Annotated in this window: 40 protein-coding genes and 1 pseudogene; 25 read left to right on the top strand and 16 right to left on the bottom strand. The window is 64.7% G+C overall.

Features of this window, described 5'->3' with window-relative positions; translation table 11 throughout:
* Positions 1-63 precede the first annotated feature (63 nt).
* The 4 genes from Q7J26_RS01810 to Q7J26_RS01825 are packed head-to-tail and all read right to left on the bottom strand — an operon-like array spanning position 64 to position 3,442.
* Positions 64-516: a hypothetical protein gene (locus Q7J26_RS01810; RefSeq protein ID WP_304934803.1), complete on the bottom strand. Its 453-nt coding sequence runs from the start codon at positions 514-516 to the stop codon at positions 64-66.
* Positions 509-1,414, bottom strand: coding sequence for a phage terminase small subunit (gene gpM, locus Q7J26_RS01815; protein WP_304934804.1), 906 nt, complete (start codon positions 1,412-1,414; stop codon positions 509-511). The genes Q7J26_RS01810 and gpM overlap by 8 nt, the downstream gene beginning before the upstream one ends.
* A 49-nt stretch (positions 1,415-1,463) precedes the next feature.
* Entirely contained in the window at positions 1,464-2,519 is a 1,056-nt protein-coding gene (locus Q7J26_RS01820) for a phage major capsid protein, P2 family (protein ID WP_304934805.1), read from the bottom strand.
* A gap of 53 nt (positions 2,520-2,572) precedes the next feature.
* Positions 2,573-3,442, bottom strand: a complete 870-nt coding sequence (locus Q7J26_RS01825) for a GPO family capsid scaffolding protein (RefSeq protein ID WP_304934806.1) — start codon at positions 3,440-3,442, stop codon at positions 2,573-2,575.
* Positions 3,443-3,607: 165 nt separating this feature from the next.
* On the opposite strand from Q7J26_RS01825, the gene Q7J26_RS01830 reads away from it, so the two are divergent.
* The 4 genes from Q7J26_RS01830 to Q7J26_RS01845 all read left to right on the top strand — a co-directional run bounded on the left by Q7J26_RS01830 (position 3,608) and on the right by Q7J26_RS01845 (position 8,001).
* Positions 3,608-5,509: a terminase large subunit domain-containing protein gene (locus Q7J26_RS01830; protein WP_304934807.1), complete on the top strand. Its 1,902-nt coding sequence runs from the start codon at positions 3,608-3,610 to the stop codon at positions 5,507-5,509.
* Between the two features lie 2 nt (positions 5,510-5,511).
* A complete protein-coding gene (locus Q7J26_RS01835; RefSeq protein ID WP_304934808.1) occupies positions 5,512-6,576 on the top strand; it encodes a phage portal protein in 1,065 nt (354 codons plus the stop codon).
* Positions 6,577-6,783: 207 nt separating this feature from the next.
* Positions 6,784-7,593: a DNA adenine methylase gene (locus Q7J26_RS01840; RefSeq protein ID WP_304934809.1), complete on the top strand. Its 810-nt coding sequence runs from the start codon at positions 6,784-6,786 to the stop codon at positions 7,591-7,593.
* 105 nt (positions 7,594-7,698) lie between these two features.
* Positions 7,699-8,001 carry a hypothetical protein gene (locus tag Q7J26_RS01845; RefSeq protein WP_304934810.1) on the top strand — a complete coding sequence of 101 codons (303 nt, stop codon included), beginning with the start codon at positions 7,699-7,701 and terminating at the stop codon, positions 7,999-8,001.
* Between the two features lie 179 nt (positions 8,002-8,180).
* Here Q7J26_RS01845 and Q7J26_RS01850 read toward each other — a convergent pair whose 3' ends face one another.
* Genes Q7J26_RS01850 through Q7J26_RS01860 form a run of 3 tightly spaced genes read right to left on the bottom strand, consistent with a single transcriptional unit; the run spans position 8,181 to position 9,827 of the window.
* A complete protein-coding gene (locus Q7J26_RS01850) occupies positions 8,181-8,786 on the bottom strand; it encodes a hypothetical protein (RefSeq protein WP_304934811.1) in 606 nt (201 codons plus the stop codon).
* Positions 8,787-8,833: 47 nt separating this feature from the next.
* Positions 8,834-9,163 carry a stability/partitioning determinant gene (locus Q7J26_RS01855; RefSeq protein ID WP_304934812.1) on the bottom strand — a complete coding sequence of 110 codons (330 nt, stop codon included), beginning with the start codon at positions 9,161-9,163 and terminating at the stop codon, positions 8,834-8,836.
* Complete coding sequence (locus tag Q7J26_RS01860; RefSeq protein ID WP_304934813.1) at positions 9,147-9,827, bottom strand: ParA family protein; 681 nt, start codon at positions 9,825-9,827, stop codon at positions 9,147-9,149. The genes Q7J26_RS01855 and Q7J26_RS01860 overlap by 17 nt, the downstream gene beginning before the upstream one ends.
* A 156-nt stretch (positions 9,828-9,983) precedes the next feature.
* Between Q7J26_RS01860 and Q7J26_RS01865 the strand changes: the two genes are divergently transcribed.
* Positions 9,984-10,190, top strand: coding sequence for a hypothetical protein (locus Q7J26_RS01865; RefSeq protein ID WP_304934814.1), 207 nt, complete (start codon positions 9,984-9,986; stop codon positions 10,188-10,190).
* Positions 10,191-10,250: 60 nt separating this feature from the next.
* Positions 10,251-10,688, top strand: a complete 438-nt coding sequence (locus Q7J26_RS01870) for a type II toxin-antitoxin system HicB family antitoxin (RefSeq protein WP_304934815.1) — start codon at positions 10,251-10,253, stop codon at positions 10,686-10,688.
* A gap of 5 nt (positions 10,689-10,693) precedes the next feature.
* Here the strand turns inward: Q7J26_RS01870 and Q7J26_RS01875 are convergent, their stop codons facing one another.
* The 5 genes from Q7J26_RS01875 to Q7J26_RS01895 all read right to left on the bottom strand — a co-directional run bounded on the left by Q7J26_RS01875 (position 10,694) and on the right by Q7J26_RS01895 (position 14,085).
* Positions 10,694-11,446, bottom strand: coding sequence for a hypothetical protein (locus tag Q7J26_RS01875; protein WP_304934816.1), 753 nt, complete (start codon positions 11,444-11,446; stop codon positions 10,694-10,696).
* 351 nt (positions 11,447-11,797) lie between these two features.
* The gene (locus Q7J26_RS01880) at positions 11,798-12,466 is read right to left on the bottom strand and encodes a hypothetical protein (RefSeq protein WP_304934817.1); all 669 of its coding nucleotides are present in this window, start codon (positions 12,464-12,466) and stop codon (positions 11,798-11,800) included.
* The gene (locus Q7J26_RS01885) at positions 12,463-12,909 is read right to left on the bottom strand and encodes a hypothetical protein (protein ID WP_304934818.1); all 447 of its coding nucleotides are present in this window, start codon (positions 12,907-12,909) and stop codon (positions 12,463-12,465) included. Before Q7J26_RS01885 ends, Q7J26_RS01880 begins: the two co-directional genes overlap by 4 nt.
* Before the next feature lie 485 nt (positions 12,910-13,394).
* Positions 13,395-13,853, bottom strand: a complete 459-nt coding sequence (locus Q7J26_RS01890; RefSeq protein ID WP_304934819.1) for a hypothetical protein — start codon at positions 13,851-13,853, stop codon at positions 13,395-13,397.
* A gap of 1 nt (position 13,854) precedes the next feature.
* Positions 13,855-14,085 (bottom strand): helix-turn-helix domain-containing protein, encoded by a 231-nt coding sequence (locus tag Q7J26_RS01895; RefSeq protein ID WP_304934820.1) that lies wholly within the window; start codon positions 14,083-14,085, stop codon positions 13,855-13,857.
* Positions 14,086-14,204: 119 nt separating this feature from the next.
* Here Q7J26_RS01895 and Q7J26_RS01900 point away from each other — a divergent pair, with 119 nt between their 5' ends.
* Positions 14,205-14,552: a hypothetical protein gene (locus tag Q7J26_RS01900; protein ID WP_304934821.1), complete on the top strand. Its 348-nt coding sequence runs from the start codon at positions 14,205-14,207 to the stop codon at positions 14,550-14,552.
* Here the strand turns inward: Q7J26_RS01900 and Q7J26_RS01905 are convergent.
* Positions 14,518-14,742 (bottom strand): hypothetical protein, encoded by a 225-nt coding sequence (locus tag Q7J26_RS01905; RefSeq protein WP_304934822.1) that lies wholly within the window; start codon positions 14,740-14,742, stop codon positions 14,518-14,520. The two genes, Q7J26_RS01900 and Q7J26_RS01905, sit on opposite strands and share 35 nt — an antisense overlap.
* Positions 14,739-14,954 (bottom strand): helix-turn-helix domain-containing protein, encoded by a 216-nt coding sequence (locus tag Q7J26_RS17085; protein WP_370651893.1) that lies wholly within the window; start codon positions 14,952-14,954, stop codon positions 14,739-14,741. Before Q7J26_RS17085 ends, Q7J26_RS01905 begins: the two co-directional genes overlap by 4 nt.
* Positions 14,955-15,047: 93 nt before the next feature.
* On the opposite strand from Q7J26_RS17085, the gene Q7J26_RS01910 reads away from it, so the two are divergent.
* The 17 genes and pseudogenes from Q7J26_RS01910 (at position 15,048) to Q7J26_RS01985 (ending at position 21,277) form a co-directional block, all read left to right on the top strand.
* On the top strand, positions 15,048-15,425 hold the full coding sequence (locus Q7J26_RS01910) for a helix-turn-helix transcriptional regulator (protein WP_304934823.1): 378 nt from the start codon (positions 15,048-15,050) through the stop codon (positions 15,423-15,425).
* Between the two features lie 135 nt (positions 15,426-15,560).
* Positions 15,561-15,941: a hypothetical protein gene (locus tag Q7J26_RS01915; RefSeq protein WP_304934824.1), complete on the top strand. Its 381-nt coding sequence runs from the start codon at positions 15,561-15,563 to the stop codon at positions 15,939-15,941.
* A gap of 26 nt (positions 15,942-15,967) precedes the next feature.
* Positions 15,968-16,267 (top strand): hypothetical protein, encoded by a 300-nt coding sequence (locus tag Q7J26_RS01920; RefSeq protein ID WP_304934825.1) that lies wholly within the window; start codon positions 15,968-15,970, stop codon positions 16,265-16,267.
* On the top strand, positions 16,267-16,458 hold the full coding sequence (locus Q7J26_RS01925) for a hypothetical protein (RefSeq protein ID WP_304934826.1): 192 nt from the start codon (positions 16,267-16,269) through the stop codon (positions 16,456-16,458). The genes Q7J26_RS01920 and Q7J26_RS01925 overlap by 1 nt, the downstream gene beginning before the upstream one ends.
* A gap of 14 nt (positions 16,459-16,472) precedes the next feature.
* On the top strand, positions 16,473-16,655 hold the full coding sequence (locus Q7J26_RS01930) for a hypothetical protein (RefSeq protein ID WP_304934827.1): 183 nt from the start codon (positions 16,473-16,475) through the stop codon (positions 16,653-16,655).
* Complete coding sequence (locus tag Q7J26_RS01935) at positions 16,648-16,923, top strand: DUF2312 domain-containing protein (protein ID WP_304934828.1); 276 nt, start codon at positions 16,648-16,650, stop codon at positions 16,921-16,923. Before Q7J26_RS01930 ends, Q7J26_RS01935 begins: the two co-directional genes overlap by 8 nt.
* Positions 16,923-17,309 carry a hypothetical protein gene (locus Q7J26_RS01940; RefSeq protein WP_304934829.1) on the top strand — a complete coding sequence of 129 codons (387 nt, stop codon included), beginning with the start codon at positions 16,923-16,925 and terminating at the stop codon, positions 17,307-17,309. Before Q7J26_RS01935 ends, Q7J26_RS01940 begins: the two co-directional genes overlap by 1 nt.
* Entirely contained in the window at positions 17,306-17,938 is a 633-nt protein-coding gene (locus Q7J26_RS01945) for a hypothetical protein (RefSeq protein WP_304934830.1), read from the top strand. Before Q7J26_RS01940 ends, Q7J26_RS01945 begins: the two co-directional genes overlap by 4 nt.
* Complete coding sequence (locus tag Q7J26_RS01950) at positions 17,935-18,171, top strand: hypothetical protein (protein ID WP_304934831.1); 237 nt, start codon at positions 17,935-17,937, stop codon at positions 18,169-18,171. Before Q7J26_RS01945 ends, Q7J26_RS01950 begins: the two co-directional genes overlap by 4 nt.
* 89 nt (positions 18,172-18,260) lie before the next feature.
* Positions 18,261-18,659, top strand: a complete 399-nt coding sequence (locus Q7J26_RS01955; RefSeq protein ID WP_304934832.1) for a helix-turn-helix domain-containing protein — start codon at positions 18,261-18,263, stop codon at positions 18,657-18,659.
* Positions 18,659-19,030: a hypothetical protein gene (locus Q7J26_RS01960; protein ID WP_304934833.1), complete on the top strand. Its 372-nt coding sequence runs from the start codon at positions 18,659-18,661 to the stop codon at positions 19,028-19,030. Before Q7J26_RS01955 ends, Q7J26_RS01960 begins: the two co-directional genes overlap by 1 nt.
* Positions 19,030-19,173, top strand: coding sequence for a hypothetical protein (locus Q7J26_RS01965; protein WP_304934834.1), 144 nt, complete (start codon positions 19,030-19,032; stop codon positions 19,171-19,173). Before Q7J26_RS01960 ends, Q7J26_RS01965 begins: the two co-directional genes overlap by 1 nt.
* The gene (locus tag Q7J26_RS01970; RefSeq protein ID WP_304934835.1) at positions 19,173-19,379 is read left to right on the top strand and encodes a hypothetical protein; all 207 of its coding nucleotides are present in this window, start codon (positions 19,173-19,175) and stop codon (positions 19,377-19,379) included. Before Q7J26_RS01965 ends, Q7J26_RS01970 begins: the two co-directional genes overlap by 1 nt.
* On the top strand, positions 19,376-19,588 hold the full coding sequence (locus Q7J26_RS01975) for a hypothetical protein (protein WP_304934836.1): 213 nt from the start codon (positions 19,376-19,378) through the stop codon (positions 19,586-19,588). Before Q7J26_RS01970 ends, Q7J26_RS01975 begins: the two co-directional genes overlap by 4 nt.
* Complete coding sequence (locus tag Q7J26_RS01980; RefSeq protein WP_304934837.1) at positions 19,588-19,968, top strand: hypothetical protein; 381 nt, start codon at positions 19,588-19,590, stop codon at positions 19,966-19,968. The genes Q7J26_RS01975 and Q7J26_RS01980 overlap by 1 nt, the downstream gene beginning before the upstream one ends.
* Before the next feature lie 11 nt (positions 19,969-19,979).
* A pseudogene (locus tag Q7J26_RS17090) lies at positions 19,980-20,108 on the top strand (helix-turn-helix domain-containing protein); the annotation flags it as partial.
* Positions 20,109-20,173: 65 nt separating this feature from the next.
* Entirely contained in the window at positions 20,174-21,277 is a 1,104-nt protein-coding gene (locus tag Q7J26_RS01985) for a tyrosine-type recombinase/integrase (protein WP_304934838.1), read from the top strand.
* Positions 21,278-21,369: 92 nt separating this feature from the next.
* On the opposite strand, the gene Q7J26_RS01990 is transcribed toward Q7J26_RS01985, so the two are convergent.
* Positions 21,370-21,735: a hypothetical protein gene (locus Q7J26_RS01990; RefSeq protein WP_304934839.1), complete on the bottom strand. Its 366-nt coding sequence runs from the start codon at positions 21,733-21,735 to the stop codon at positions 21,370-21,372.
* 82 nt (positions 21,736-21,817) lie between these two features.
* Entirely contained in the window at positions 21,818-22,333 is a 516-nt protein-coding gene (locus Q7J26_RS01995) for a Dps family protein (RefSeq protein WP_304934840.1), read from the bottom strand.
* A 223-nt stretch (positions 22,334-22,556) separates the two neighbouring features.
* Between Q7J26_RS01995 and Q7J26_RS02000 the strand changes: the two genes are divergently transcribed.
* Positions 22,557-22,938, top strand: a 382-nt coding sequence (locus tag Q7J26_RS02000; RefSeq protein ID WP_304934841.1) for a chemotaxis protein CheD, incomplete at its 3' end; no start/stop codon positions are given.

The raw sequence follows: 22,938 nt of genomic DNA on the forward strand, positions 1-22,938 counted from the left end.
CAGACGGGCGAACCCATTGGTGTCGGACCGACCTCCGCCGCCGAGCGCCGGGGGGCGATGGGGTTACGCGGAGGTGACTCCGCTGGTGACATGGGTGCTGACATCGAGCTGCAGCTTGCGACGGTTAAGCTCAGCTGCGGTGGCGGCGTTTGGGAGAATGCGCTCGGTCGCCTTGCTCAGATTTGTGCAGAACACGAGCGCGGCGGCGAACTCCGCGACGCCGATCAAGCCATGGGCATTCAGAAAAAACACGTATGCCGCGACCATCACCACCCAAACGATCAATCGTGATCTCCAGCCGGGCGGCGGGGTCGTTTTGATGTCGCCGGCGACGCGCGGCAGGAGCGATAAACCGGCCGATGCAACGAGCAGCAGCTCGGGGGTGGATAGACCGAGGGCCGCGCCGATCGAGTCACTCTGAATGAGGAAGACGATGCCAGCAGCGTAAGCGCCGATGCTCAGGATGAGCAAGAGGATGGCGCGCCGGATGAGGGCGGAGGTCGATAGGTCAGACATTGGTCTCTTCCGGAGGAGTTTCAGCAGGCGGTGCGGACTTCTTCAGCGCCGACTGCAGACGCTCGATGTCCTTCTTCACGCCCACGGATGGGTTGAGCTCGATGGCGCGCTGGTAGCGCTTCAGGGTTTCTTCCTGGCGGATTCGGCTTTCCTCGCCGGCGTCTGACGCCAAGGCGCGGCCGATCGCCTTCTGCAGCTTCGCCTTCACCTGGTCGTGCATGTCCGCGTCCGCGACCAGGTCCTCGACTCGGCCGAGGATTTCCAGCGGGAAGGCCTCCACGCCGGGCTCGGCCTTTTCATAGGCAGCGATCGCAGCCTCGGAGACCTGGTCGGTCACGAAGGTCGCGACGTCGCGATCGAAGCGCGCCGGCATGGGGACTTTATGCTTCAGCACGAACTCCACCAGCGGCAGGGCGTCGCGATACTCGCCGCAGTCGATCGCCCAGATCATCATGGTGGCGATCAGCTCGGCCGCCTGCTCGCGCTGTGGCGCCGCATCAGCCTCGAGCACGCCCTTGATCCAGTTCGCATACAGAGGTGCGAACTCGCGCTTGATCGCGATCTTGGTCTCCTGGGACTTTGTCGCCTTCAGCGTCTGCTGGTGATCGATCAGCTGCAGCTTCAGTTGCATGATTTCCATGTCGGCCGGCGACAGATCGTCGTTTGCGCCGATGGGCTTCAGCTCAGTGCCGAAGCCGCTGCCGGAAGCGGCCATGATCCGACCAAGGACCAACTGGCGATGGCGGCGCGCCGGCGAGATCGCGGCCTCGGCGATGACGGGCGGGACGTCGCCGGACTGGGCCGCGACGTCCTCGACCACCACGGCTTGGCCTAGCGCTTCGGGCGTCACGGGCAGGCCGGCGGCTTCAAGGGCGCGGATTTTGGCGATCAAGGACATCGGGATCTCAAAATGGTGGGGTAAGTTGGGGCGGCCGAGGCCGCCCCGATCAGGCCTCGAACTCGATGTTTTCGACCAGGCAGCCGAAGTCGTAGTCCTCGACCACGTAATCGTCGTTCGTCGACTCGAAGGTCCGGATGCAGTCGAAGTCGGGATCTTCGCGGACGGTGCGCCGACGCTTGCCGTCCTGCTCGTAGATCGAGAGGTTCGACAGCCGGGTGATGAACAGCGACTTGGGCAGCATGTACGGGGCCGTGGCCGGCTGCTTGCCGCCGACGCGCTTGGCGCCCAGGATCAGATCCGCAGCGATCATTTCGGTGGGCTTGTTCTCGCCGTCGATCAGCGGGAAGAAGATGTCGTGCTGCAGGTCGTCGCCCAGGATAGCGACCAGGCCGGGATCGGTCCGCGCCCAGCTCGGCATCAGGTTATGGACGGCGTCCATAACCAGCGAGTGGATGTTGCGGTAGTCGCCGCCGCCGCTGGCCTTGACCAGCACCTTGCCGGCCGTAGCGCCTGCGGTCAGGACGGCGCTGGGACGGTTGGTGCGATACTTCTGCAGCCAGCCGATATTGACGTCCTGCAGGAGCGGGTTGGCGATCTTGTCGGTGTTGGCGGCGGCCGAGGTGCCGTTGAAGCCGATCATGATCCGGTCCAGCGCCTGGCGCTGGCGGATGTGATTGCTGATCTTCGTCTGGAAGTCGGCGAACTTCGCCCACATGTCCAACTTGGTGTAGGAGATGTGAGTGTCAGAGTTGGTTTTGCGGCACTCGTAGCCCTCGACGTCGATGCCGGAGACGTCGGTCGTCTGGCGCCCGACCGAACCGTTGACGTTTGTTTGGGTGCGGCTGGCGATAGGACCAGACACGCCAAGACCAAGCTTCTCGCCCTTCATTTCATCGACCAGGACCATGTTGATCTTGCCCAGGAAGCCAGAGTCTTCCTGCTGCTTATCGATCAGACGCTGTTGCACCGACGGCGTGCCGGCGACGAAGTGGTTGGAGATGGAGAAGGCCTTGCCCGAAAGCGCAGCGGCGGCGTCGACGCCATTCAGCTCTGCCTGGTCTTCCAGGTACTGGTTGAAAAGGATGCGGGTGGATTCTTGCATGGATCAGGTCCGGGGGGCTGTGGCGCTACGAGGGGACGGGGTCTGGTCGGGGATCAGCAGTCGGCACGGACGCGGCCGTCGCCACCCGTGGCGGCCTTGCGGGCGGTGTATTTGCGGCTCGGCTCGGCCTCGAGCGAGGTCTGCAGGTCGCCCAGCTTCTTCTCGAGCGCAGCGAATTTTTGGTCCGACGCCGCCTTGTCGGCCTTGCGATCGGTGGCGAGGGCGACGGTGAAGGCCTGCATGGCGGCGGCGAATCCGTTGTCGGCGGCAGCCGGCGGCGTGGCTGGGGTCTCGACCTTCTTCGGCTCTTCCTTCTTTGGAGCCAGGCCAGAGAAGAGCTCGACAAGCTTGTCCAGCGCGCTCGGTTCGTTCGCCTGCTCAACTTCAAGCTCGAAGGCGGTTTCGTAGGCCGACGAGAAGAAGCTGGTGGCGGAAGACTTGCGACGGTCCAGGTCGGCCTTGATCTCGGCCGCGACGGGATCGTCCTTCTTGATGCTGAACTCGAGGCGTTGGGTTCCCAGCGACGCTGGGCTGTCGGTCACGGCCAGGCCGACCAAGCCGAACTTGCCGGTGCCGCCGAAATCGGGCTGCGGCTCGATCGAGGTGTAGATCTTCTGGCGCTTCTTGTTGATGGCGACCAGGGCGTCGGTGGGGTCGAGCTGGGCGTAGAGCGCGAGGCGGCGTTCATCCTTGCCGGCGATCTTCAGGATGTCTTCCTGGGCCTTCAGCGCGACCACGTCGCCATAGGCGTTGAACGGCGGCTCGGCGCTGAAGCCCCGCAGGTGCTCCATGTTGATGCGCACGCCGTAGGTGTCGGGATTGAAGGTCTCGACGCACTCGTTGATCATTTCAGGGGTGATCGTCCGACCATCGGTGGCAGTCTGGCCTTCGACGGCGATGCGGAAGAACTTGGTCTTGGACATTCAGGCCTCGGTGGCGATCTGCAGGACGGCTGGACGACCCAGCGAATGAGGCTGCAGATCACCGCTTTGGGACGCGCTTTCTCAAGGCGGGCCTGTTGTGCGGTGCGGTCCTGACAACAGGCCCGAGGCGGGTCGCGCGCGATCGCGCGGTTAGCGTCCGCCGCGATGAGGAAGCGCCCCGAAAAGAAGGAAGAACCGCACGGCGGCGACGATGACATCGGCGCCCTGATCAGCCGCAACGGCGGCTTCGGCTTCCCCGTGACCGCCAGCCTGGACGGACGCAGGGCGGCGAAGTTTCTGTACTGGAGCTTCTGGCGGCCCTGCGACATCGCCGAGCTGCTGGGCGAATCCGAAAACACCATCGCCAGCTGGAAACGGCGCGATGCTTGGGACGTCGCCTCCCCGCTCGAGCGTATGGAGGGCGTCGTAGAGGCGCGCTTCATCGCGCTCGTTCTGAAGAACGTCAAAGACGGCCGCGACTTCAAGGAAATCGATCTGCTTGGCCGGGAGGCGATCACCTTCGCCAAGATCCGGCGCTACGAGCAGCCCGGCGGTCATAGCGGCCATCTGAACGACAAGGTCGCCAACCGGAACGCCGGCGAGAAGAAGAAGCCGCGCCGCAACGTCATCACCGAAGAGCAGCTGGAGATCCTGCGCCAGCGGCACCTGGACGAGATGATCGGTCACCAGAAGGTGTGGCACGAGCATCGCCTTCAGCGGCACCGGATGATCCTGAAGTCACGCCAGATCGGCGCGACCTTCTACTTCGCCCGCGAGCAGTTGATCCACGCCCTGGACACGGGGAACAACCAGATCAACCTGTCGGCCTCCAAGAGCCAGGCCCAGGTGTTCCGCACCTATATCGTCGAGTTCGTGAAGCTGACGATCGGCGTCGATCTGACCGGCGAGCATATCACCATCGACCGTGGCGAGGACGGCGAGACCGGCCAACTGAAGACCCAGCCGACGCTCTACTTCCTCGGGACCAACAGTCGCACCGCGCAAAGCTATCACGGCGACCTGTATTTCGATGAGTTCTTCTGGGTCCACGGTTTCAAGAAGCTTGAAGACGTCGCCTCGGGCATGGCGTCGCACAAGCAATACCGGCTGACCTACTTCTCGACGCCCAGCTCGATCAATGACGAGGCCTATCCGTTCTGGACGGGCAAGGCCTGGAATGCCGACCGGCCGAAGTCCGAGCGGTTCGATTTCGACGTCACCCATGCCGCCCTGCGCGAAGGGCGCCTGTGCGAAGACGGGATCTGGCGCCACATCGTTACGATCGAGGACGCGGTGGCTATGGGCTATCCGTTCTTCGACGTCGCAGGCCTGCGGCTGCGCAAGTCGGCCGCCGCCTGGGCCAACCTCTACATGTGCCAGTTTGTGGACGACAGCATGTCTGTCTTCCCAATGGCGGCGCTGCGGCCGTGCCAGGTAGACCACGACGCCTGGACCGACGTCGATTTCGGCCGCCAGCTGCTGGGCTTCGGCCGGCCATACGCCGGCGAGGTCTGGCTGTCTTACGACCCGAACGGTGACGGCGAGAATGCGGACAACGCGGGCTTGGTGCTGGTGGCGCCGCCGGAGACGCCAGGCGTCGGCAAGTTCCGGGTGATCTGGAAAGAACAGTTCCGTGGATCCGACTTCACCGAGCAGGCCCTGCGGATCCTGGCGCTGTGCGAGCGATACAACGTCACCAAGATCGACATCGATGAGACGGGCCTCGGAAAGGCCGTGCTTCAGCTCGTCGTCCAGAAGAAGCCCTGGGCGCGGGGTCATCGCTACGACCCGCTGACCAAGACCCGCATGGTCCACAAGGCCCTGGACGTCATCAGCAAGAAGCGTCTCGAGTACCTGGTCGAGTGGATCGACCTGACCAGCGCCCTGATGTCGATCCGCCGGACGCTGACCGGATCCGGGCGCCACCTGACCTACGAAGCGCCGCGCACCCGCCAGAGCGGACACGGCGACCTGGCCTGGGCGCTGTTCCAGGCGCTCGACAACGAACCGCTTGAGGCCGGCATCGGCATTGAGCGCAAATCCCGCGTGAGGATCTACGACCAATGAGCATGACCGCATCCCGACGTGCGCGCACAATGGCGCGCGGTCGATACGACTTCAGCGCCAGCAGCATGCCGGCATCGACGTCCACGACATCGACCATCTCGGGCCGGTCGTTCTCGTTCGGGGATCCGGAACCGATCATGTCCAGGCGCGAGCTGATCGACTACCTGGAGTGCTGGAACAACGGCCGATACTACGAGCCGCCCATCCCAATGGCCGCCCTCACCCGCGCCGAGAACGTCAGCCCTCATCACGCCAGCGCCATCGCCTACAAGGTCAAGCAACTGGCCAAGGACTTCATCCCGCACCGGCTGCTGGACCGCCCGACGTTCGCCGCCTGGGCTCACAACTACGCCGTCACCGGCAATGGTTATCTCGAGGTCGTGCCGAACCGGGTCGGCGGAATCGCACGGCTGAAGAACAGCCTGGCCAAATACACCCGTCGCGGCCTGGTCGATGGGGAGTTCTTCTACGTGCCCAACGGGCGCGACATCCACGCCTTTGAACCCGGCTCCGTCTTCCATCTGGCGCGCCTCGGCCTGGACCAAGAGATTTACGGTGTGCCGGACTATCTGAGCTGCCTGCAGTCGGCCTTCCTGAACGAGGCGGCGGTGCTGTTCAGACGTCGATATTACCTGAACGGCTCTCATGCCGGCTTCATCATGTACATCAACGAAGAGAAGCTCAGCGAGGCCGATGCCGACCAGATCGAGAAGGCCCTTGAACGCTCCAAGGGCCCTGGCAACTTCAGAAACTTCTTCCTGCACATCCCCGGCGGAAAGGAAAAGGGTGTCCAACTGATCCACCCCGGCGAGGCCGTCGCCAAAGACGAATTTGTGGGTGTGAAAGGAACGACGCGCGACGACATCCTGGCGGCGCACCGCATGTATCCCGTTCTGATCGGGGTGGTTCCTCAGAACGCCGGCGGCCTGGGCGATCCCGAAAAGGCCGACGCGGTCTACTATCGCAACGAGACCGTGCCGCTTCAGCAGGAGTTCACGGCGCTGAACGACTGGCTGGGCGAGGAGGTGATCCGATTCAAGCCCAGGGAGGTCAAGGCGGCAGCCTAGTTGTCGCCACCGCACGGCACAACGGCCGGCGCTGGGCTATCGAAGGGCGGTGCTCGATGTGGGCGCCGCCCTCGTTTTTAAGAGGCGGGGGCCGGGCGTTAGCCGCGCCCGAGCCGCCGAGAATGACCTCAGCACGTCCAGGGGTGCACGCCCCTTTCGCCCCGCCACCGGCCTGACCGGCGCGGCGCAAATGCTGTTGAGTCGACCATGAACGCAATCACCCTTTCCCCCGTCACGCCGGTCCGACCGATCGCGCCCTATATCAGCGGCAAGCGCAACCTGGCGCGCCGTCTGTGCGCACTGATCGAGGCCACACCTCACACCACATACGCCGAAGCCTTCGTCGGCATGGGCGGCGTCTTCTTCCGCCGGCAGTCTCGACCGAAGTGCGAACTGATCAACGATTGGTCGGGTGACGTTGCCAACCTGTTCCGCTGCATGCGCGCCCACCCTGGCGCCCTTGTCGACCTGGTCGCGCTGCAGCTTCACTCCCGAGCAGAGTTCGACCGGACCGTGCGCGAGGACCCTACGACGCTGACCGACCTCCAGCGTGCCGCGCGGTTCGTCTACCTGCAGAAGACCGCCTTCGGCGGCAAGGTGAACGGTCGCCACTTCGGAGTCAGCCTGGGCCGTCCGGCCCGTTTCCAGGCCAGCGCCGTGGGCGATGATCTCCTCGCTGCCGCCAAACGTCTCGAGGGCGTGACGATCGAACAGCTCGGCTGGTCAGAATTCATCGCCCGCTATGACCGGCCGGACGTGCTGTTTTATCTCGATCCGCCCTACTACGGCTGCGAGAACGACTACGGCGACGGCATGTTCGGCCGTCAGGAGTTCGGCGCCATGGCCGAGCAGCTGGCCGAGCTGAAGGGCCGGTTCATCCTCTCGCTGAACGACCGGCCGCAGGTGCGCGAGATCTTCTCGCGGTTCCAGGTCGAGACGGTCGGCACGCACTATGGCCTCGCCGGTCGTGGCGCCCAGGCCGCGTCTGAGGTGATCATCACCGGAGGCGGCGCCTAAGCATTCGGCCGGGCCGTCCCACGCGCGCCCGGCCGAAACTTCAAGGAGAACATTCCGCGAACATTTTTCCTTTTCCTATGATCGGCGTCGGCCTATCGATCGCACATGGCTGGCCGAGACTATCGCGACGACACCACGGTGGACGACATCCAGAGCGGGGATCAGCTCTGGCTGGAGTGTCCATGCGGGCACAACAGCATGCCGGCCTGGCGCCGGATCCCCAAGGCGCAGCAGTTCACGCCGCTGAAGGATCTCCGGCGAAAGATGGTCTGCCGGCGATGCGGACAACGAGCTCCCAACCTGGTCATCTATGGCTTCGATGGCGTCAGCTCGGCACTGCATGTGCAGTGGTGCTGGCCCGCCGGCGCCCGACAGGTCGGCGCCCGGCGCCGCGACGAGGGCGCGTGAGGGCCGGAGGGGTGGCGGGGGTGCTGGCTCCCAAGAGCCGCGCTCATTCCCCCACCTCGCCCGCGCGCTTTATGGGTCGCAATTCTTGCATGTTGGGACGCCCCGCCGACACAAGCCGGTGCGGGCTCAAGCAGAGCGCGATCAACCTCATCTCGCCGTGCGAATTCTTGCAGCCACGGCTACTTTATGAGCTTGGCCAAGGTCTCTGACTTCAGCAGATAGCCCATGCTCGCCTGGATGATATCGACCGTTAGCGTCTGGATCTTCGTCACGATCGCAGCCAGCCTGTTCACGTCGTAAAGATCGGTCACGCCAGCAGCGAAGGCCTCCGCAGTGGCGACTTGGTTTTTTGAATGAAGAATGTCCACCTGGAAGCGGCTGTAGTCGACCGCCTTCACTCGGCCGAGCTTCCCCGGTTGGCTCGTGATCTTCACCCAGATGCCGTGCTGCACCTTGTTTCGTTCCTCGGCGATATTCTTGAAGCGATCGATCAGGACGTTAAACCCGTCCAAGTCAGCACCTTTCAAGGTCGCCCCGGCGAGTGCTCGGGCACCGGTCGCAGTAGCGGCAGCAGATCTGTAAGGCTGGAGAAGCGCGAACGTCCGCTCAGGGGATGTGTCCATCAGCGCCGCAAGGCAGCGTTCCAGCTCCGCTTCAGCGTGAGCCCATTCCGACGCGATCTCACCGACCTTGGCGAGCATTAGAGGTTGGGTAGCAAGGACATGCCCGCCCAGCTCCAGGACAAGCTCCCCTCGATCATTGTTCAGTTGGAAACCTGCAGCCATCGGTCAGCTCCTCCTCGCACACCACACCCGCATAACTGGTCAACACGTCAACCGCTAGGCTTCTTTTCAAGCGCGCTGACTGCACGTTCGAACAACTCGTTCATGCTGACGCCGGCGGCGTCGGCCATCGCGGCGAAGCGGGCGCGGTTTTCGGGCGTGACCTTCAGGTTCAGCTGGGCCGTGCGGCCTGTGCGGTAACGGCGCTGGGTGTCGGCCGGCGCGCGGGCGGCGGCGCCAGCAGTATATCCCCCCTCCTCCGCGACGCGGCGCGCGGCCTCGAGATCCGGGCGAGCGATTGGGCGCGGTTGGAAGTCGGCGGCGCCCAGGTCATCGGCCGGGACGGGATCCGCGCCGAAGGTCTTACGCCGCTCGTTCATGCTCGATGTCCTTCAGCACCTGGACGAACTCTGCCGCAAAGGCGCGGGCGTTGACGACGGCCTTGTCTGGACTGGATACCTGACGGCTATCCAGTAGCTCAAGAGTGCCGCCGAAACTGAACATGGCCTTGAACGCCTCGCGCTCGACCAGCTGGGTGTCGAAGGTAGCGACGCCGGCGTCCACGAGCTCGGCCTTCAGGTGGCGCAGGGTGCGGGTTTGGATGGCGGTTGATGTGCGCGTGAAAAGGATCCGCGTTGCGATCCGCCGGCGCGCGGCACGCTCCTGATTCGTGACCTGGACGAGCGCGCGTTGGGCCTGGTCCGCATCAAGCTGCGACGCCTGCAGGGGGATGATGACCAGGTCGGCCGCGCTGATCGCGAGCGACGAGATGACGTTCGCGGTGCCCTCGGGGTCGATGAGGACGAACGGGGTCCGCCTCGCGACGTCGTCCAGGCGGTCATAGAAGTTGGCGTCCGTAACGTCGGAGATCACCTCGATGTTCGCGGGAAAGCCCGGCGCCTTCGACCAGGTCACGATGGGTTGATTCTTATCAGCATCGATGATGGCGACCGGAGCGTTGCGCGCCAGTTGGGTCGCCAGCACTGCGAGCGACGTTGTTTTTCCGGCGCCGCCCTTTGGCGACGACATGGTGATGACCGGCACGGCAAATACCTTTCAGCTAGTGGATAGCTAACAGCTAGTGCATAGCCGACAGCTAGTCGATAGCTAATGGCTAGTCGATAGCTGATTGGTAGCCAAGTGCGGACTATTTTGACCGCGCCGCTTGACTGCGGACCAAAATGTCCGCATAACAAATGCATGACCCGCGACACCTTCCTTCGTGACCTCCGAGCCTACTGCAAGAAAGCAGGGCTTCCCTACCGTTTCGACGCGGCGCACGGCAAAGGCGGCCACGGCCGGGTCTACGTCGGAGACGCCTTCACCACGGTCAAGCACGGCGAGATCAGCAACGTCGTCAAACAGGGGCTGCTCAAACAGCTCGGACTACCAAAGGACGCCTTCTGAAGGCGTCCACACCCAACGCTGCGGCCGCGCCAACGGCCAATCCTCAAGAGAGATCGAGACATGACCGCCTTCACCTATCCCGCCCGCATCGTCGAGGAAGCCCCCGGCGAGTTCCTCGTCAGCTTCCGCGATATCCCCGAGGCCATCACCGGCGGCGCGACGTTCGAGGAATCCTATCAGCTGGCGGCCGACGCCCTGGACGTCGCTGTCGAAGGGCTGTTGCTCGAGACCCGCGACGTGCCGGCGCCCAGCTCGGCCGAGGATGGCGAAGTCCTGGTCCCACTTTCACCTGCCGTCGCCGCGCGACTGATGCTGGTCATGGCAATGGACCGCCAGCATGTGTCCGGCCGCGCCTTGGCGGAACGCCTGGGCAAGGATGAGAAGAACGTCCGCCGGATCCTGCAGGGCAAGGCCACGGTCGACGCGGCGCTCGAGGCTCTGCGCGCGCTGGGGATCAGGCCCGCCCTTTCGATTGATGGCGACCGCGCAGCCGCCTGATCAGATCAGGCGGCCGGCTCAGATTCCTTCTGGTCAAACTCCGGCAGGGTGACGCCGGCGGCCTCGGCGGCGGCGGCGAATTTGGCCAGGCAGTGCAGGTTGGACAGCTGGCCGCGCTCAAGTTCGGCCTTTGCATCGGCGAAGGCAGAAGGCCGTGTATCGCCATTCACGACCAGGCCGAGCTTCTTCATAGCGTCGGCCTTGATGAAAGCGGTCGTCGAACAGGCATCGCGCGCTTCAATGATCGCCCGCCTGACATCACCCTTCGCGGACTTCGGCGGCTCAATGTCGCTCATCAGCATCATCGCCTGGTTGCAGTCCTCCTCGGCCCGTTGGACCGCCGGGTAGGTCGCATAGACGTCGCCGGTGCCGACGATCTCACCAGCGCGGCGCAGGGGCGTGTCGCACCTGGACATCACGACCTTGGCCGCGCCCCATACGGCGTTGAATTCGACCTGGGTCACGCCCTGCGGCGGAGCCTCCTTCGGCGCTGTCTTTTCGGCCGGCGCGGCGGCCGCCCCCCCGCGCGCGCCGTTCTCCTTCTCCGCTCGCTCGATGCCGGTGTTGAGCCCGCCTGGTTGGCTCGCGGCGCCAAGCAAAGCGCCGCAGAAGAAGGCGAAGACGGATCCACCAACGACAGCCGCCGCATAACGCCGGCGGCGGATCCGCAGCAGACCCAGCGGCTTCACCAGGTTGATCAGGCCGAACAGTCCAGCGCCGATCGACGCCAAAATGATGATAATCGCGACAGCTTCCATTCCATCCCCCACAGGTTGCGCCCTCTTCGCACACCTCTCAGTGTTCGGGCAATCGGGCGCCTGCCGAGTGCCCCGAAATTCGAAACCCCTCCGTCCTCGCCTAGCCCACATACGAGCGAGCAGACGCCGTCGGCGGCCGGTTGGCACGCGACAGCGTGGGTCGATGAGGCCGAGCACTGCTCGGCCCCCTGTTGTGAGGGGGAGGAAAACCGCCCTTGGCGGTCGTTGTGATCCCGGGAAATGATGTCGCGCGTCCTAGCGCGACGCCTTCATCTCTTGATCATGTGGTCGAGCGACCAGCTCGACGCCTTCTAAATCTGAGAGAGGCCGGATTCAGACCCCCCAGGTGATTCATGTCCGACTTATTCGACCGCCCTGGGCGCCGCGCTCGCTTCGCCGCGCGGCCGAGGCCTTCATGGCGCGGAGGCTGGCCTGCATTTCCTCTGGCATGGCCGCCCAGCGGGCCTCGTCGTCCTCTTCGACCTTGCGGGGCGCAAGCACCTTTGCCGCCGCCTCCAGGGCCTCCAGGGGAGCCTTCACCCAATAGGCGTTCGACGTCTGCTGGACCTGGTCGCCGCGCGCGCCCTCCCGGCCGGTGAAGACCCAGCGGCGGCGCCAGTCCAGGAAGCCGTGGCGTTTGAGCTGAGCCTTCCAGGCGTGGATGGTCTTCAGGGGGACGTTCAAGGCCTTGGCCAACCACCTCACCGAGGGCTCCAGCCGGCCGTTCCGTTTGGTGGCGATGCCGACCAGAACCTCGGCTAAGCGGATGGCGCCGAAGCTGATCCCGCCGGCGTCGGCCTTGTTCCTGGGCGCGCAGCCCGTGCGCTCGCCTTTGCGCCGCTGCTTTTCGGCGTGGATCCGCAGGGCCAAAAGGATCTTCCGGCCCTCGGCCCAGCTGATCGGGCGCCAGTTCTCGCCGCCGGCGGCCTGGCTGTTGCGGCGAACGGGGGACAGGGTGCGGCGGCCTTCCGGCTCAAGCCGTCGACGCCGGTGGCTGTGGTCGATCGGGACGGCCGTCATGTCGGCTCGCCTTCGACCAGGGGCTCGGCGTCCAGGGACGACCGCATGGAACGCGCCGCGTCCTCGAGCTTCTGAAGGCCGGCGGCCAGTTCGCGCTTCTCGATCTCGCTGAGATCGCCGTCCGCAAGGGCGTCCTTGGCCGCCTCCCACAGGCGGAAGGCCGAGATATGAACTCGGTCGGCCGAGGCGCCCACGCAGGCGAGTGCGTCGGCCCGGCTTGACTCCTTCGCCATCTCGAAAAGGAAGCCGGAGTAGACCGGATTCCCGCATTTCTTTTCCAGCGCCTCGATCACGTCGGCCGGCATGAAGGCCGGCTTCTCATAGTCGCGGTACGCATAGAGGGCGGATCGTTCGACCCGCGTTATCGGCTTGCAGCATGCATCAACGCCGCCACAGGCGTCGATAAGCAGGCGCGCCAGCAGGGTGTGCTGTCGTGCGTTCATGGTGGATTCGGTCCTTGCGAATCCGCCTGACGGCCGGTCCTTTCGGGGCGCAGACATGCGTTCGCCGAAGCGCTTCCCGCCCGGCGTTAGACATGAGCAATCCCGATGACCGTCCGTATGGCGGCCATGGTTGGCTGTGATGGGGGCAAGCCGTCCGCACGCGCCGCCTCTGGCGATCACGATCAGCGCTGCAGAAATCCGCCCCCGGCGGGTTCACAGGGCTGTCCGGCATGGCCGTCAGGCGGGCGAAGCGGGTGCTTTGCCGATGTGGGTCTGGCGCTGATCACGCTGGCGGGCCGGGCGTCGTTCTCGGTCCAGGCACAGCCTCGCCAGGAGCTGGTGACGGAGGGCGGTGAGACGCGCGCAGCGGCGTCGGCCGAGCAGCCGCGAACGGCCGCGCAGGCACGTCTCGTTAACCTTCGGGACGAATCGGGAACTGTCGTGAATCAGACCGGCGCCGTGGTGCGAAAGGATCTCGCGGCGGCTCAGCACTGTGTCCCTGCGTGGGCGGGGGACGCGGTACTGGACGAGGGTGTCCCGTCGCCGAAAGGCGCAATGGCTGTTCCGACTTCAGCGACGGGACGCTCGATCACGGAGAGAGGCGGCTCACGCGTCGAGATCTCGGAAAGAAGGTCCCCGTCATCGCTCCGGAGGGGGGCCGCTGGCATGGCGGTTGCGATGACGGGGCTCTCGCCAGCGCCGGTCAGGCTGACGGTGGCGAGGGGGTGCTCGATGCAGAAATCGGTCGAGCCGAGATCCACGCCGAGGAAGACGAACTTGGGCGGGGCCGCAGCGATCTCATCCAGGATCTGGATGGTCTCGAGCGGCGTGAGCGCAAGGCCCAAGAGGGCGACGGGCGACACGAACGGCTTGATGCATAGGCCGGCGCCCGCGCATTCGGGCCAGGCGCAGTCGTCGCAAAAATCCCCTCCCCTGATCTCCATCCTAGGACGTCCGAGACCTGTCGGCTTCGGCGAGCCACTCGGCGATCTGCCTAGGGTCGCGGTCCTGCTGTTCAGCGATCTGGCCGTGGGTCCAGCCCTGGGCGTGGAGGCGGATCGCCTGACGGCGATCGACCTCGGTGATCCAGCGCGTGAGGGACGGGCCTACCAGGGCGCCCAGGCCGAAGGCGGCGGCGAGGGCTATGGCGGCGATGGCGGGCTCGAGCGGCGTCATGGCGTCACCGCAAGGGGGGCGGGCTCGCCGCCGACAACCCACGCTCGCGCGAGTGGGTTGGCCACAGTGGCGAGCCCCTCTACCTTGGACGTTCCTACACAACCCAAGGAGAGATTCGATTGTCTGGTATCCCCGGAACCCAAAGGCCGGTCAGCCTCGGAGACACGGCTGACAAACTCGCCGCGCTCGAACGAAAGGTCGAGCAGCAGCATGGAGCCATCATCGCCCTCACGGCTCTGGTGGCCGGGCGACTGGCAACGCAATTCCTCAACGACGCAGGCTCGGCCATCGGGCCGGACCAGTTGGCCGTCCTCAAGCAATGGGAGGAACTCGCCGGCGAAGTGCAGTTGGAGATCCTGGACGCTCACGTCGCTGCACCGACTGAAGCCGGCAAAGAGGGTGTCAAAATGGTCAGACGGATCTTCGACGACTCTAGGCATCAGATCGCTCCGACCAAGCCCCAATAGCGGAGCCGTCAAAGCGTCGAACGACCTGGTCGATGGCAGCGCGCTTACTCGCGTTGTCTTCGGCCGGGTCCGACGGCACGGCCTGTTCACGTCGAGCGGCGACCGGCCGCACCCGCAAACAAGCGATTGCGGCGCCGATATTCCAGGCCAGGGCGGAAGCGCCGAGAAACAAAGCGATCCAGCTGATCATGCGGAGTTCCTGCCCTCGGCCGAAGGCTTGGAAAGACCAGCTACAGCGACCTTTCCCCCGGACCAGGCTTCGATTTTCAGGGCAAGGGCGAGTGAAGGCGTCCGTTTCCCTTGGCGAAGACGCGTGACGTATGGCCGGGACACGCCGATAGCGGCAGCGGCCGTTTCGTCGGTCACTCCCGTCATCTTCATGAATCGCTCCAAATCACCCATACGGACGATGTGTCCATTTGGCACATTCAGAGTCAAGGGATTTGTGTCTGAGCACACCTATGAAGGCCGAACGGTTGGTTGGACCATCCAGGCATGACCAAGGCCGTCAGACACTTCTTGAAGGAATGGCGAACCGCCGCCGATCAGACCCAGCAGGAGGTTGCTGACGCCATCGGCTACGAGCGCTCGTACTACTCCAGGATTGAAACTGGGAAGCGCGGCTACGATCAGGAAATCCTCGAGAAACTAGCCAGCCATTACGGCACCGCACCCTGCCATCTCATCTCGAGAAACCCAGCCAGCGCGCCCGATTTGTGGGACATCGTTGATCAGCTCGCGCCCGCCGACCTAATCCGGTTGACGGAGCTCGCTAAAGCTCTCCGCGTCGTCTCCTTGCCTAAGCAGCCCACGATGGACGCCCCTCCGCCGCCAGCGAGATCTATCCGGTCGAAGCGTCGACCGACTGCATAATTCCCCAACCACTGAACGGCGATAACCTACTCGGTTAAAACTGGTCACGGGCAATAGTGCCACACGGGCACATTTTGTTGTTGCTTTCGACGTGTCTATTTGACACCTTCGCCTCACGATTGAGGGAGAGGGTCGTTGCACGCAACCGCCGCCATACGCTTCGAAAGAAAGCCGGGGATCATTCGCCGGTACTGCAGCTGCGACCTGGAGCGCATCTGCCGCTGCGATCTGCCCCGCACGCTGAGCGGCTGGACCGTCGGCAAGCTGAGCCGGCTGAAGCTGGCGATGCGGGAACATGGATCCCTGTCCACCGCGGCCGCGGAAGTCGGCGAGACGCTACACCGCGCCAACGTCGCCCTGGACACCATGCTGGGCAAGACGCCCACCCAGGCGCTGGCCGCTCTTGAAGCCAAGGCGTCCCGCGAGAAATACCAGGCTGAACAGCAAGCCACGCTACGGGCGCTGTCGTCTCCTGCAGTGCTGGACGCAGTGAAGTTGTTGAGGGCGGCCTCGTGAGGCGCTCGACCGACACGGCGTTCAGCATGACCCGCGCCCAGGTGCTGGCGACGCTGACATCCCATGTACGCCTGATGCGAGAGACGAAGACCGGCGACGCGCTCGCCGACCTGCTGAACCTTGCCTATCCTGATAATCCGCCATTCCCTGATCTCGGGTTCGGTGACGATCTGACCACCATCCGCTCGAACGTCGAATCAATCCTGGACGGCTGGACCCGCGTCGGCAGACTCAATGTGGAAGGCGCGACGCCCTATCGCGAAGCGGGCTTGGCGCTGGCTTTCGTCCTCGGCCGAGCCGAGGAAGCGGCTCAGGCGGCCTCCTGATGGCGGCAATATCCCTCTCCACTCCGGAACTTCTGATCATCGAAGCGGCGCTTCGGAATCGAGTTTCTGGCCTCCAGATCGCCGCTTCCGAGGCCATGCGGCGCGGCGACCGTCACGGCGCCAGCCTGGCCAGTCAGGGCGCCGGGGCCGTCCAGCGTCTTCAGAAACGATTAGAAACCGAGGTCTTCTAGTGCAGGAAGTTCGATTGCTGGAATGGGCGATGCGCCCCTCGGGCGGGACCATCACCATTCGCGGAACCGATGCCGAGGGCGTGGTTCACAAGGTCACCCGCGTTAAGCAGGTCTATCAATCCCGGAACGGCGCCGCGCCGTTCGCCCACGGCCAGAGCGCCGGGCAGGACGTCAAAGCGGTGCTCACCCATGGCTGACGGAACTACTTTTCACGCCGATCCCGACGTCCTGACCGCTACCGCACAAGGTCGGCTACGCACCATCATCGAGCGTCTCGAGCGCCTCGAGGAGGACAAGCAGGCCGTCATGGCCGACATGAAGGAGGTCTTCGCCGAGGCCAAGGGCGAGGGCTACGACGTCAAGATCCTGCGCAAGGTCATCCGGATCCGGAAGCAGGACAAGGCCAAGCGACAGGAAGAGGAAGCGATCCTCGATCTCTACCTCTCCGCCCTGGGAGAGGTCTGATGCACTTCGTCGATCTCGATACCAGCCGTCGAGTCCAGGACGCGGCCCTGCTTTTGCTGGACGCCTGTCGCGAGGCCGCGAAGAAGTCGCCTGCTTACAAGCCCAGCAAGAACAACATCGACGACGTCGTCAGCATCGCCGTGCAGTCGCTGTTGATGTCCGACCATTGGAACGGTGGAGAAGACCGCAAAGCCAACATCGACAGTGAAGAGGCCGTGCTGCGCATCAAAGGGATGTCAGATGGCCTCGGCATGTCGATCGGAAGTCTTCCGACCCTCGCATGTCTCACAACTCTGGCTGTGGCGCTTCCCTCCGTGAAGCGCACCGCTATCGAACGCGCCGTGCTGCGAGGCCGCGAGACGGACTTAACGCGGGGTGGCAAATGAGAACGCCTGATCGCTTCCCGCTGGCTTGGCCAGCGCACCGCCCCAGGACGCCGGCAACCCAGCGCCGGCAGGGACAGTTCAAGAAATCCGGCAAGCTTCTGTCACCGGCCGAGGCCATGGTGCGCGTCGAGAACGAGCTCGAGCGCATAGGCGGCTGGCAGCCTGTGCTGTCCTCAAACCTCGAGCTGCGACTGGACGGACGTCCGCGTGCCGATCGCGCCGCTCCGGCCGATCCCGGCGTCTGCCTCTATTTCACGCTGAAGAACCAGCCGTTCGCCCTGGCCTGCGACACCTACACCGAGGCCGCGCAGAACATCGGCGCCCTGGCGGCGCATCTGGAGTCCACCCGGGCGATCACTCGCTACGGCGTCGCCAGCGCGGCCGAGACGCTTCAGGCCTTCAGCGCCCTGCCCCCGCCATCGAGCGGCGGCCGGAGCTGGCGAGACGTGCTGGGTTTCGACCCGATTTTCCCTGGCGAACTCTCGGCGGCCGAGGCCAAGGCCACGATCAACGTCCGCCACAAGACCCGCCTGCAGGCAGCCCATCCCGACAGGGGCGGCTCAGACGCAGCCGCCGCCGACCTCAACGCCGCCAGGGATGCGGCCTTTGCGGAGCTAGACGCGCAATGACCCACCACAACATCGTTCGCAGCGAAGCCGGCCGGCCGCTGGCGCATATCGAGATCCGCACGGGCAGCGGTCGCCGGCGCCGCGCTCCCATCAGCTTGGTCATCAAGGCGCACATGGCTGTCGCCGGCGTCGGTATCGCGGCCGGCCTGATCGACATCGCCATCGGGCAGCCGCTGTGTCTCGTCCTGGTCGGGACCGCTTTCCTGGTCTGGTGCTTCTGGCCGAGCCGCTGATGCGCCGCCGTCCTGTCCTGATGACCTTCGTTCTCGCCTACTGCGCCGCGATCGTCGTGGCGCTCATCCTTCAACTCCAGAGGTAGACCATGTCCGACTCACACGACCCCTTCGACGTCGCGCTCGGTGCGCGTATCCGTAAACGGCGCGAGGCGCTGAAGGTCACTCAGGCCCAGCTCGCGGCCGCCGCAGAGGTGACGTTCCAGCAGATTCAGAAATACGAGCGCGGCGTGAACCGCGTCAGCGCAGCACGGCTCGCGCAGATCGCGGCCTTCCTGCAAGCGCACCCGGCCGACTTCTACGGCCAGGCCGACCAGGCGGCGGACGCCGGCGACCCGCTGAACCAGCTCCGCCGCACCCATGACGGCCTCGAGCTGGCCGACAGCTTCGTCAGGATGTCCGAGGATCACCGCCGGTCGCTGATCAACATCGTTCGCGCCATGGCCGGCCCGTCGGCCGGCGACCTGGCCCGGATGGCGGCCGCCTGATGCGCGCGCCGGCCGACGTCCGGATTTGCCGCGCCTGCGGGTGCTGGGAGCTCCATGCCTGCGAAAGCGGTTGCGCCTGGTTGTCGGCCGACCGCTGCAGCGCCTGCCCCGATGCGGCGCTCAGGCTTCCCATCCGCGCGGCGCATCTGGAATGCGCCACGATGGAGCTGCGCTCCGTCATTACCGACGACAACGGAGAGGACCGGCTGCACGTCGCCGTCGAGTTCCCTTCGGTCGTCCTGGTCACACGGCACGACAAGGCCGGGCGCTATGTCGGGCCGCGTCTGTTCGTCGGCGATGAAGAGATGCTGACCGGGTTCGCCTATGCCCAGGCGGCCGAGCTGCTGAACGAACGGAGGCTGGCCGCCTGATGTTCGATCCGATTCCTGGGCACCATCCACGCCTTATCATCTGGGCGACCTGGTTCCGCCGCGCCGGCTATCGTGCGCGCGACATCGCCGCCCTGTTCAACACCGACCTGGGCACGCTGATCGAAGCGGGGATTGAACCCTGATGTCGCGCCCCCGCATCGATTTTGTGTGGCTGAGGAAGCAGCACCTGTTCACAGGTCTTCGCCTTGTGACCAATGAGACGCCGGCCGGCCAACTCGCCATCAATGATGACCCTGCCGCTTTCGTCAGCGAGCTGATCCGCCTGGCTGAGATCGGCCAGAAGCTGGAGATCGCGACGGGAGAGCGCGTGAAACGGCTCGGTTCATGAGCCGCTCGACCTCGACATCGAGCATCGTCATGGCCGGATGCTTCGTCTGCAAAGGCTCCGACGCCATATGGACCGGCAAGAACGCCATGGCCGTCGCTGCACGCCACCACGACGCCACCGGCCACCAGACCTGGGCCGATCAGAGTCTCAGTATCCGGTACGGCCTCGAGACCAGCAGCCACCCCGATCTTTTCCAGGAGACCGCGTGATGCACATCGACATCCCTCGCCTGTCCGAGTTGGTGACCTTGATCACCGGGGGGCCCTCGATGGACGAGCGTATGGAGGCTGACCGCCGCGTCGCCCGCTATTTCAACGCCTATGGCCTTCAGCGCGACGCCGCCTGTCTTCTGGACCAGCTGGCGCAATCGGTCGGCAGCGCCCCGGTGTCGCCGGCCCAGGCGCGCAAGGCGATCGGCCAGCGTGGACGGATCGTAAATCTTCGCGCCAGGACGCCCGACCTGTGCATGGCGGAGATCCGGGCGAAGGTCGGCGCGGACGCCATCGAGACCGTGGATGATGGTTGGAGGCTGTCGCCGCTAGGCAGATACCGGACCCGCCGCGTCCAGGGAGAAGGACTCGTTCTGTGACGGCCCGGCTCATGACCTTTGAACAGGTCTGCTCCCAACTGCAGGCCAACGAACACACCGTCCGAGATTTGCTGAACACCGGCCGCCTGAAGGGTGGCAAAGTCGGCAAGGTCTGGAGGATTCGCAGCGATGATCTGGACGACTACGTCGACGACGTGATCAGGGCGCAAGCCGTCGCCGTGGCGGAGAGAGAAAGACAGCGGGAATGCTTAAGAAGCGCGGCGACATCTGGCATTACGACTTCACCTACCAGGGTGTCCGATACCGCAACACCACGCTCTGTCGCCTCAAGTCGGACGCCCAAAGCGTCGAGGATCAAGTCCGGCGTGACCTCCGCGAAGGTGCGCAGCTGGGAGGTGTTCACAAACACATCTCCCTCGAAGACGCGGCCGACCTCTGGTTCGACGCCCGACAGAAGGGTCTGAAGTCCGCCGCGACGACGGCGATCCGGATCAAAATCATGCTGCGCTGCTTCGGGCCAGAGACGCTCGTCACGCAGATCGGCGCCCGACAGATCACGGACGCGATCACGCTGCGCCGGCTCGAGCCGACCCGGCAGGGCAAGCTGCCCAGCAACGCCACCGTCAACCGGGATCTGATCGACACCACGCTGCGCCCAATTCTTTCGTATGCGGCGACAAACTTGGAGCTGCCGGTCAAGCGGATCGAGTGGGCGAAACTGAGAATGCAGGAGCCGCGCGAGCGGGTCCGCCTGTTCACCCAGGACGAGATCGATAGATGGATGGCCGAGCTGCCGATCTGGCACCGGCCAGTACTCGCCTTCATTCTGCGATACGGCGTCCGCCTGACCGAGGCCTTCTTCCCGATCGACGCCCTGCATGGTGACGACGTCTATGTGCGCGAGCGCAAGAACGGCCCCCACATGGTGACGCTGTTGCCCGAGGACGCGGCCGAGATCCGCGCACGGATCGGCCGGGCGCGCGCGGCCAAGATCTATGACACCTGCTGGCTTCGCGAATTGAAGAGCGGCAAGCTGGTCCCCATTCATTGGCGCGGCTTCCAGAGCGCGTCGGCCGCCGCCCTTCGGCGCGCAAACATCAACGCCCGCCCGGCCCATGACGGCCGCCACCATGCCGGCACGACGCTGCACCGCGCGACCGGCGGAAACCTGACCGTGGTCAAGGAGCTGCTGGGTCACGAGGCCATCGCCTCGACCATGCGCTACGCCCACACCAGCCGCGACGACGTCAGGAATGCTCTACGGCACACCTACGGCACAGAGACGAAACATTCGGCCAGGAATGTCAGCGAAAACAACGATGAAGCGGACAAAGGGACCGGCACCTAAATCCAGTGCGTCTACCAGTTCCGCCACATCCGCCTGGGCAGGTCGTGGGCTCTAGAGGGCCGCGCGCCGCCTGACAAGACCTCCAGCGGCCGTCAGCGGCGTCCAGCGACCAGTTCGTTGCGGATCGTCCGTCCCAGAGGATCGCGGGCCTGCCAGGTTTCGCCTATGTCGGCCTCGACCATCCGGCTGCAGAACCGCGGCAGGATTTGGCGCGGACGAAACCCCGTCAGACAGATCTTGTCGCCCTCGCGGCTCCAGCGCGCGCTCAGCTGACGACCGTCCGAGAACTGGGACACATAACGGCCGTCCGGCTCGAAGAAATGCTTCACCCACTGGCCGTTGGGATAGTGGGACACGATGGTGTTGCCAAAGGCGTCCGCCATGTCGGCGCGCGCCGGGGCCGTCGAGGCGACGACGCCCAGCGCCAGGCCGCAACAGATCAGGACCGTCCGCATCATCCCCTCCACGTCTTTCCGACCGAATATTACCGATCGTTAAGACTTTGCAAGCCGGAGGGTTCCGGACGGTCCGCTCGTCGGATCAGACGTTGCCCCGGCGGCCCGATTCGAACAGGAACCAGACGCGTTTCTCGCTCTCGTCGATCCAGTTCTCCAGCAGGCTGGCGGTCGCGACGTCGTTGTGCTCGTCGCAAAGATCGTGGACCTCGCGCATACGCCCGACGAGATCGTTGTTGTCGTCCCGCAGTTCGGCCAGCATGTCGAGCGGATCGACGAAGTCGGCGTCATTATCGAGAACGCGCGATTCGCGAGCGATCTGACCGATGGAACGCAGAGTGGTCCCGCCGATCTTGCGCGCCCGTTCGGCGATCAGATCGGTCATGGCCAGGATCTCGGCCGATTGATCGTCCAGCAGCAGGTGATAGTCGCGGAAATGCGGTCCGGACACGTGCCAATGGAAATTCTTGGTCTTGATATACAGGGCGAACACATCCGCCAGCAGGGTGGTCAGGGCGGCGGAAATATCCCGCGTCGCGGCCTCCGACAGGCTGGTGGGGGTTCTCAACGGCGCCAGACGTTTCTCGCGGGCGGTGGCCATGGTCATTCTCCTCGGTACAGCACTGCCTAGCTAAGGTGCATGAGGCCTCGGCGAAAGTCCCGGCGCCTTTCATTTTCGCTGTCGCGCAGACCGGATGCGCCCCAGCGACGTGATTCGACAATTCAACCGCCGAGTACATCATCCGTACACCAATGTTCGTCATAGTCAGCGATTGCGACTTCAGACACGGCCCCAGACTGGGTCCAAACCCGGCTCACTCGTGATGAGATATGACATTCGCAGTCGCGCCTGGGACCACGGCGGACGCCCCGTCTCCCTCACCTCCATATCGCAGGGCCAATACAGCATCAGCGACGATCCGGACGCTGTGATCACGACGGTCCTGGGTTCATGCGTCGCCGCCTGTATTCGCGATCCCAAACGCGGCGTCGGCGGCATGAACCATTTCGTTCTACCCGAACCTCCCACGCCGCTTTCGGCGCAGGACGACCCGTCGCGTTACGGTTCCTACCTGATGCAGCGCCTGATCGACGGCCTGCTGGAAGCCGGGGCGAATCCCTATCGTCTTGAAGCCATGGTGTTCGGCGGCGCGAGTCCGGGCGATTCGTTCTACAATGTAGGGGCGCGTAATGTGGCCTTCGCCC

This window comes from Brevundimonas sp. (genome assembly GCF_030656255.1).
Classification (GTDB): Bacteria; Pseudomonadota; Alphaproteobacteria; order Caulobacterales; family Caulobacteraceae; genus Brevundimonas.

Coding starts and splice junctions, on each gene's coding strand:
- Q7J26_RS01810 (WP_304934803.1), bottom strand. CDS start 516: ATGTCTGACCTATCGACCTCCGCCCTCATCCGGCGCGCCATCCTCTTG.
- gpM (WP_304934804.1), bottom strand. CDS start 1,414: ATGTCCTTGATCGCCAAAATCCGCGCCCTTGAAGCCGCCGGCCTGCCC.
- Q7J26_RS01820 (WP_304934805.1), bottom strand. CDS start 2,519: ATGCAAGAATCCACCCGCATCCTTTTCAACCAGTACCTGGAAGACCAG.
- Q7J26_RS01825 (WP_304934806.1), bottom strand. CDS start 3,442: ATGTCCAAGACCAAGTTCTTCCGCATCGCCGTCGAAGGCCAGACTGCC.
- Q7J26_RS01830 (WP_304934807.1), top strand. CDS start 3,608: ATGAGGAAGCGCCCCGAAAAGAAGGAAGAACCGCACGGCGGCGACGAT.
- Q7J26_RS01835 (WP_304934808.1), top strand. CDS start 5,512: ATGACCGCATCCCGACGTGCGCGCACAATGGCGCGCGGTCGATACGAC.
- Q7J26_RS01840 (WP_304934809.1), top strand. CDS start 6,784: ATGAACGCAATCACCCTTTCCCCCGTCACGCCGGTCCGACCGATCGCG.
- Q7J26_RS01845 (WP_304934810.1), top strand. CDS start 7,699: ATGGCTGGCCGAGACTATCGCGACGACACCACGGTGGACGACATCCAG.
- Q7J26_RS01850 (WP_304934811.1), bottom strand. CDS start 8,786: ATGGCTGCAGGTTTCCAACTGAACAATGATCGAGGGGAGCTTGTCCTG.
- Q7J26_RS01855 (WP_304934812.1), bottom strand. CDS start 9,163: ATGAACGAGCGGCGTAAGACCTTCGGCGCGGATCCCGTCCCGGCCGAT.
- Q7J26_RS01865 (WP_304934814.1), top strand. CDS start 9,984: ATGACCCGCGACACCTTCCTTCGTGACCTCCGAGCCTACTGCAAGAAA.
- Q7J26_RS01870 (WP_304934815.1), top strand. CDS start 10,251: ATGACCGCCTTCACCTATCCCGCCCGCATCGTCGAGGAAGCCCCCGGC.
- Q7J26_RS01875 (WP_304934816.1), bottom strand. CDS start 11,446: ATGGAAGCTGTCGCGATTATCATCATTTTGGCGTCGATCGGCGCTGGA.
- Q7J26_RS01880 (WP_304934817.1), bottom strand. CDS start 12,466: ATGACGGCCGTCCCGATCGACCACAGCCACCGGCGTCGACGGCTTGAG.
- Q7J26_RS01885 (WP_304934818.1), bottom strand. CDS start 12,909: ATGAACGCACGACAGCACACCCTGCTGGCGCGCCTGCTTATCGACGCC.
- Q7J26_RS01890 (WP_304934819.1), bottom strand. CDS start 13,853: ATGGAGATCAGGGGAGGGGATTTTTGCGACGACTGCGCCTGGCCCGAA.
- Q7J26_RS01895 (WP_304934820.1), bottom strand. CDS start 14,085: ATGACGCCGCTCGAGCCCGCCATCGCCGCCATAGCCCTCGCCGCCGCC.
- Q7J26_RS01905 (WP_304934822.1), bottom strand. CDS start 14,742: ATGATCAGCTGGATCGCTTTGTTTCTCGGCGCTTCCGCCCTGGCCTGG.
- Q7J26_RS17085 (WP_370651893.1), bottom strand. CDS start 14,954: ATGGGTGATTTGGAGCGATTCATGAAGATGACGGGAGTGACCGACGAA.
- Q7J26_RS01910 (WP_304934823.1), top strand. CDS start 15,048: ATGACCAAGGCCGTCAGACACTTCTTGAAGGAATGGCGAACCGCCGCC.
- Q7J26_RS01920 (WP_304934825.1), top strand. CDS start 15,968: ATGACCCGCGCCCAGGTGCTGGCGACGCTGACATCCCATGTACGCCTG.
- Q7J26_RS01925 (WP_304934826.1), top strand. CDS start 16,267: ATGGCGGCAATATCCCTCTCCACTCCGGAACTTCTGATCATCGAAGCG.
- Q7J26_RS01935 (WP_304934828.1), top strand. CDS start 16,648: ATGGCTGACGGAACTACTTTTCACGCCGATCCCGACGTCCTGACCGCT.
- Q7J26_RS01940 (WP_304934829.1), top strand. CDS start 16,923: ATGCACTTCGTCGATCTCGATACCAGCCGTCGAGTCCAGGACGCGGCC.
- Q7J26_RS01945 (WP_304934830.1), top strand. CDS start 17,306: ATGAGAACGCCTGATCGCTTCCCGCTGGCTTGGCCAGCGCACCGCCCC.
- Q7J26_RS01950 (WP_304934831.1), top strand. CDS start 17,935: ATGACCCACCACAACATCGTTCGCAGCGAAGCCGGCCGGCCGCTGGCG.
- Q7J26_RS01955 (WP_304934832.1), top strand. CDS start 18,261: ATGTCCGACTCACACGACCCCTTCGACGTCGCGCTCGGTGCGCGTATC.
- Q7J26_RS01960 (WP_304934833.1), top strand. CDS start 18,659: ATGCGCGCGCCGGCCGACGTCCGGATTTGCCGCGCCTGCGGGTGCTGG.
- Q7J26_RS01965 (WP_304934834.1), top strand. CDS start 19,030: ATGTTCGATCCGATTCCTGGGCACCATCCACGCCTTATCATCTGGGCG.
- Q7J26_RS01970 (WP_304934835.1), top strand. CDS start 19,173: ATGTCGCGCCCCCGCATCGATTTTGTGTGGCTGAGGAAGCAGCACCTG.
- Q7J26_RS01975 (WP_304934836.1), top strand. CDS start 19,376: ATGAGCCGCTCGACCTCGACATCGAGCATCGTCATGGCCGGATGCTTC.
- Q7J26_RS01980 (WP_304934837.1), top strand. CDS start 19,588: ATGCACATCGACATCCCTCGCCTGTCCGAGTTGGTGACCTTGATCACC.
- Q7J26_RS01985 (WP_304934838.1), top strand. CDS start 20,174: ATGCTTAAGAAGCGCGGCGACATCTGGCATTACGACTTCACCTACCAG.
- Q7J26_RS01990 (WP_304934839.1), bottom strand. CDS start 21,735: ATGATGCGGACGGTCCTGATCTGTTGCGGCCTGGCGCTGGGCGTCGTC.
- Q7J26_RS01995 (WP_304934840.1), bottom strand. CDS start 22,333: ATGGCCACCGCCCGCGAGAAACGTCTGGCGCCGTTGAGAACCCCCACC.